The sequence below is a fragment of the uncultured Lamprocystis sp. genome (genome assembly GCF_903933125.1).
Lineage (GTDB): Bacteria > Pseudomonadota > Gammaproteobacteria > Chromatiales > Chromatiaceae > Thiodictyon.
In genome coordinates, this window is sequence record NZ_CAIZIZ010000188.1 from 1 (window position 1) to 6104 (window position 6104).

At 63.1% G+C, this 6104-nt stretch carries 4 protein-coding genes and 1 pseudogene; 3 read left to right on the plus strand and 2 right to left on the minus strand.

What is annotated here, in order from left to right; translation table 11 throughout:
- Window positions 1-359: 359 nt before the first annotated feature.
- From QZY03_RS09385 to QZY03_RS09395, 3 genes are all read left to right on the plus strand, one after another.
- A complete protein-coding gene (locus tag QZY03_RS09385) occupies window positions 360-1544 on the plus strand; it encodes a hypothetical protein (RefSeq protein ID WP_295580328.1) in 1185 nt (394 codons plus the stop codon).
- Complete coding sequence (locus tag QZY03_RS09390; protein ID WP_295580330.1) at window positions 1544-3694, plus strand: vWA domain-containing protein; 2151 nt, start codon at window positions 1544-1546, stop codon at window positions 3692-3694. The genes QZY03_RS09385 and QZY03_RS09390 overlap by 1 nt, the downstream gene beginning before the upstream one ends.
- A gap of 627 nt (window positions 3695-4321) precedes the next feature.
- A complete protein-coding gene (locus QZY03_RS09395; RefSeq protein WP_295580332.1) occupies window positions 4322-4858 on the plus strand; it encodes a hypothetical protein in 537 nt (178 codons plus the stop codon).
- A gap of 224 nt (window positions 4859-5082) precedes the next feature.
- Here the strand turns inward: QZY03_RS09395 and QZY03_RS09400 are convergent, their stop codons facing one another.
- Both QZY03_RS09400 and QZY03_RS32045 read right to left on the minus strand, forming a co-directional pair.
- A complete protein-coding gene (locus tag QZY03_RS09400) occupies window positions 5083-5274 on the minus strand; it encodes a hypothetical protein (protein ID WP_295580334.1) in 192 nt (63 codons plus the stop codon).
- A 25-nt stretch (window positions 5275-5299) separates the two neighbouring features.
- Window positions 5300-5602 (minus strand): annotated as a pseudogene (locus QZY03_RS32045) (transposase); the annotation flags it as partial.
- Window positions 5603-6104: the final 502 nt, after the last annotated feature.

Here is a 6104-nt window from a genome sequence, read left to right on the forward strand (position 1 = left end):
ACCTCGACGCTGCGGCTGCGCGCCCGGCCCCATCGCGGCGGGACGCCGCTCCCACAGGGTCGCTGCGCGACTTTCGCGGTAAAGCCTCGGCCTCCGGTCTTCCTGCGGCCGAAACGACATCAAGGCCGGGCGACCGACTAAGATAGAGGCCATCGACAATCCGCCGGCGCCTGAGAGCGGGCGACGGGCCTTGATCACCGGCGGCATCGCTACGTTTGTCGCCTTCGCACCTGATGTCCGGACCTGGCCATAGCGTAGGGGCGGCTTTGAAACCCGCCCCTACCTCCGGTTGTCGCGCGGGACGCTTATACTAGCCTGCCGCGAGGAGCCGTTGACGAGGATCACGGAGCATTCACACCATGCCATTGACGATCACATTCGCAGCCGACCCGCCGGACCGGGGAACCCTGGTCGTTCGCGGGTTACCGCAGGCCTGGCCCGAGGTCCTGGTCGCGGTGCAGCGCGACGATGACGACAGCTACCTGACCGTCCATCAACTGTGGACTCAGACTCCCAGTTGGCATCCCTGCGCCCGTACCAACGGCGACGCCGCGGAGACCCGATTCGACGCGGGCCCGGCGCTGACCGCGGGGATTCGCGCGGCCGGCACGACCCCGCTGCGGGTGCATCTGCGGCGCGGCGACTTCGCGGACAGGGCACCGCTCGCGCTCCTGCGGCCCCCGACCCTGCCGACGGATGCAGCCGACCAGGATGTGGCGGCGCCCATCAACAGCCCGGTCCCGGACGCCGGTTCGGCCCGGCGCGGCACGGTGGCCGCCGCGCCCAGGGAAGCATTGCGGACCCTGGAGCGCCCGACCGCGAGCGCCGTGCCGTCGGCTTCCGCGGATGAACCATCCCTGACCTGGACCAAGACCGCCGGCGCGGTACCGACCACAACGCGAACGCTGGAGCGGGCTCAGGATTCCAGGGCGGACTCAAGCCCCGCACCCTTCCGGCTCAAGTGGCGGTTGGCGCTGTCAGCACTCGTCATCATCGGTCTGGGGGGCTTGCTCTGGGCTTACCTGACGACCGAGCAAGAGGCACCGCCCCCGGCGGGAACGGAAACCGCGACCGGGCGCACCGGCACCTCAACACCGGCCGGTGTGACCCCGGCAACACCCGCTGCCGGGACCGGCAAAGCGCTCTACCTGGATCTCAAGCGCCGGAGTCTCCCGGCGGCCGATCTGTTCGCCCGCGCCGAGCAGGCGGACCAGGCCGGCGACTGCGAGGCCGCCATCCGGCTCTTCATGGACGCGGCCAAGAGCGACGCGGCGCTCGCCGAGCGGCTGGGTCGACGCTATGACCCCGAGGGCTTTCAGCCATCCCCCTGCTTCCCCGAACCCAAACCGGACAGCGCCCTGGTCTGGTATCAAGGGGCGGCCGAGCAGTCAATTCCCAGGGCACAACGGCGCTACGGCGAGCTCTTGCTCGGCGAGGCTGACGTCGGACCCATCTACCAGGATGCAGTCGACTGGCTGCGTAAGGCCGCCGCGGCGGGCGATGCGACAGCGCAGCAGCGGCTTGACGCGCTTGGAGAACACTGATGAACGGCCGAACGAATCCCTACGGACACCGGATGATCGCCTTGATCTGGAACCCGTGGCCCCCGGTCCGGGCGCGAATCACGCGCGTCTGGCTGCTGATCGGCCTGCTCGCCATCGGGGCCGGCGCACTGGCCACGGCCGCCGAGCCGCTGCACCCTCAGGGCAAACGCGATATCTACGAGCGGGTTCTGACCCGACCGGGCGCCATGGTCGCCGCGACCCCAGGCGCCCCTGGGCAGGAGTTGATCAAGGCCCTGTCCCGGCTCTATGTCTTCGCCCGGCAGGACAGCGCCGGGCAGGAGTGGCTGCAGGTCGGGACAGGCATTCAGGACCAGAGCATCCTCGGCTGGCTGCCGGCGGCGCAGACCGTTCCCTGGAAGCAGCAACTCACGCTCGCCTTCACCAACCAGGGCGCCGGGCGCGAGCCGATGCTGTTCCTGCGCGACTGGGATGACCTGCGGGCGATCCTCGACAGCTCGGGTCCGGGACCAGCCGCGCAGGCCCTGCGGACCACCGTCGCCCAGGGCCAACCCGACCCGCGGGTCCTGGCCGTCGAGCCCGCCAATTTCATCGACTTCAGCAAACAGTTCTACCTGCTGCCGATCCTCGACTTCACCGAATACCGTGCCATCACCGGCGACAAAATCCGGGCACTCAAGGTCGCTTCGGTCACCCTGCCCGATCCGGCCGCCGCATCCGCGGGAACCCCACCGCCGGCCGCCCCGCCCCGGAACACGGCCGCCGCACCCCTGGCCGGGACGGACTATCGCGCTGCCGTCCTCTTCGTCATCGACTCCACGGTCTCGATGGGACCCTATATCGCCAAGACCAAGGCCGCCATCGCGCGCTTTTATAAGCAGATCCAGCAAGCCGGGCTGGGTGATCGGGTCGCCTTCGGCCTGGTCGCTTTCCGCGCCGCCTCGCAGGACCCGGCCAAGACCCAAGATCTCGAGTTCGTCGCCCGCACCTATGTCAACCCGGCCCAGGTGCAGGGCGGACAGGACTTCCTGACCAGGGTCCGCGACCTGGATGAGGCGCGCATCTCCACCGACCACTTCGACGAGGACGCCTACGCCGGTCTCAAGACCGCGCTCGACACCCCCGACTGGAAACAGCGCTTCGCCGAGCGTCATCTCATCCTGATCACCGACGCCGGGGCGCTCGACGGCACCCAGCGCGACCCGACCACCGGGCAGCCCGTCCAGTCCACCACCGGCTTCAATGCCAACCAGATCCGCGGCATCGCCGCCGAGGCCGGGACCTCGATCGCCGTCCTGCATCTGCTGACCCCGGAAGCGCGCCGCCAAAACGATACCGAGCGCGCCGCCGCGCAGTACCAGACCCTGTCGGACAATGCGCTGAATCAGCAGAGCGCCTATTTCCCCATCCCCGACGGCAGCGTCGCCGCCTTCGGCCGGGCCATCGATGTCTATGCCGGACGCCTGATCGAGAACCTCGCGCGCGCGACCGGCAGCCCGGAGCCCAAGGCCGCACCGCACAGCAGCGGCAAGACCGCGACCCGACCGGCTGCCGCCGCGGCAACGCCGGACGACGACCAGGCCGCGCGCATCCGCGCCATCGTCGACAGCCTGGGCCATGCCGCCCGGCTCGCCTATCTGGGCCAGGTCCAGGGCACGCGGGCTCCGGAAGTCTTCCAGGCCTGGATCAGCGACAAAGACTTCGCCGACCCCTCCATCACCGCGGTCGACGTGCGCGTGCTGCTCACCAAAGACCAACTCTCAGACCTGCAGCAAGTCCTGAAAGGCATCGTCGAGGCCGCCGAATCCGATCTGAACGCGGACGACAGTTCGCGCGGTTTCTTCGACCGCCTGGCCTCGGTCGCGGCCAAATTCAGCGTTGACCCTGCCGCCGGCGGCATCCAAAAAGCCACTCAACTGGCCGACCTGGGTCTGCTCGGCGAATACCTCCAGGGCCTCCCCTACAAGAGTGACGTGCTCACCCTGACCCAGGACACCTGGACCCGCTGGGGCACCATGCGGCAGGTCGAATTCATTGACCAGTTGAAGAAAAAGATTCGGCGTTACAGCGTTTATTATGCGGATCAGGGGCGGTGGGTTGACTTGGCGCAGCGGGCCGCTGTCGATCCTGCTGAGCAGGTCTACCCTATTCCGCTGACCGATCTGCCGTGAGGACGCTGAAGCCTCAAGGTGTAGCCGAGAAGAGCGTCGATGCCGATGCCCGCGCCCTGCGGCGGATCGCTGGTGGGGTTCGGCCGGCGCGATCGGGCAGGCCAAGGGGACTGGGCGCCACTGCATCCACTTTTCGTACAAGAACCTTGATCCAGATCATGACGATCCTCTTGCAAAACTTGCACATGTCGAAGAACATAAGCACAGAATGACGGGGTTTAGCCGCCAGCCGACCCCGGCATCTTTTGACAAACGGCGCGCCGCCGGACCAGCGGGAACGCTCGACAGGGGCCAAGTGGGGCGGCTGCCAAGCGCTCACCGGAAACTGAGGGGCTTGACCGGTGTGCGGGAATCAGTCTGGTACCCTAGTGGCCCGTGGCTGGTTGGCACACAACTGGGCCGGTTCGACTTAGAACACGTTAGGGCCAATATGTTGTGAAGCTTTGCCTTATTCGCAAGTTACTGTATAAGAATAAGAAAGCTGAACCCGCCCGAGATAGAGAGAAGCATCATGACCTTCAGGAAAGGGCCAAAGCATTGCGGCAGCCGCGCTGACTTTAACCTAGTCTGTCGGCGATAGTTGATAAGCAGTCCTGTGGGCAATATTGGGAAAAAGGATATATCGCAATGATATTCAGAGCCACGCGCCGCAGCTTCAATGTAGTAATTTTGATCGCCGTTATTGCTCTCGGCGGATGCGCAAGTCTTGGACCTGCAGCGGACTCTTCTGGCGTTGCGGCGCTTACCAACGCCGTTGACCATGCCGAGGGAACAGTTCGACAGCATTTTCACGCGTTTTGGTTTCCCAATGAGGCAGGGTATACCGATATGAACAAGGCCACGATCGGCTCGGGTGGGAAGGAGTTCACCGAAGGATTTCTTGTCCTCGCCGATAAATCGCTGATTTTCTTAGTTTGGGATCGACTAATAAAAGAGTACTCTGTGCTTATTAGAATACCGTATGACCGGCTTTCGAGTGTGCGACTTACCAGGTTCGGTCGAAGCAGACGAGTTACGGTACGCGAGTTGGACACTCTGCGACCCAACACATTTGAAATTGTAAGCGGGCTCCTCGTTGATCAGAAGGCTTCAGCCCAAGTGGCCGCATTCATCAATGCAAAAATTCAGTCCAATAACACGCATGATTCACGAGGAAAACCATAGGAAGACAAGTGGCGGACGAAGCTCGAAGGGCGGATAAGGGCTTAAGTTGTTGAATGGCGCTAAGATAAGCAGAGAATATTTTTGAATTAGCGGGTTACCGTTGCGGTTCATGCCCAATAATCGGCGTGTTCAGCGCTATTTCTTGGGGTGACCGTTCTGGCGGACCTCCTCCTGCGCGAGACGCCGGGGCTTGGTCAACAGGGGATAGCGCTTCTGGCGGCGTTTCAACGCGCGTGGCTCAATGCGTCCAGGACCGCACCGACCCGCGGCTGGGGGATCAGAATCAGCAGGCCGCAGATGCTCACCGGGTCATCAGTGGCCCCGCGACGCTGCTGCCAAGCCACCCAGATCTGCACCGTGTGTTTGAAGCTCAGTTGGCGGGGGATTTGGTCGGCCAGGAATGCGGCCTGTGCCATCAAGAGCCGGGATCAGGTTGTAGGCCAGCAGATAGACCCAGAGTTCTTTGAGGGCCATCTCCGGGGTCTTATACCGGAGATGTTCCATGCCCAGCGTGATTTTCATGTTGCGCAGATCAAGTTCGATGTTCCACCGGCAGCGATAGAGCACCTTGAGACGTCCTTTCGGGGTCGCCGTGGGGCACAGAAAGGTGGTCACCATGATCTTGCCGCCGGTCTGAAACTCACGTACGGTCAAGGTGCCAGGAACGAATGGCGCTAAGTTAAGCACCCGACCGAAGGAAAACCGCGACTTACGTGGCCGGATGGCTTGCGGAAACGCTCCCATACCAGGCGGAACCCGGAAAAATCTGGCGGACTGCCGCTGATTCTCCAGAAATTTAGGTCTGGGCCTTCGTGTAAGTCGCTGGTATCGCTAGGCGGCTCCTTAACTTAGCGCCATTCAGGCCAGATTAAATTATGAAGCACAAGAAAGACAAAACTGGAAGAGGGGCCGGCTTAATTGATTTTTTCACCGCCGGGCGGATTTTATTGAGCCTGGCCCCTTAAGTACTTCAAGTGAAATATTTGTAGGCGCCAATAATTGCAAAGCATTGATTTAAAAGAAAGATAAATAATTAAGCGCTCATAGCGAATATATTGATGTACTTACCACGTGAAATAAATATGGTTTATCTTAACTCGACTTTGGCCATTTTTGACTGAGGCCGGGCGCTGTGCACGGGTGGGCTGGACCAGGGCCGGCGGCTCCTGCGGAGGTGGCGGCAGCGGGAGACCGGCGGTATCGTCTGAAGTCGACCAAAACACCAGCCGTCACCGCCGATGCTCCC

Coding starts and splice junctions, on each gene's coding strand:
- QZY03_RS09385 (WP_295580328.1), top strand. CDS start 360: ATGCCATTGACGATCACATTCGCAGCCGACCCGCCGGACCGGGGAACC.
- QZY03_RS09390 (WP_295580330.1), top strand. CDS start 1,544: ATGAACGGCCGAACGAATCCCTACGGACACCGGATGATCGCCTTGATC.
- QZY03_RS09395 (WP_295580332.1), top strand. CDS start 4,322: ATGATATTCAGAGCCACGCGCCGCAGCTTCAATGTAGTAATTTTGATC.
- QZY03_RS09400 (WP_295580334.1), bottom strand. CDS start 5,274: ATGGCACAGGCCGCATTCCTGGCCGACCAAATCCCCCGCCAACTGAGC.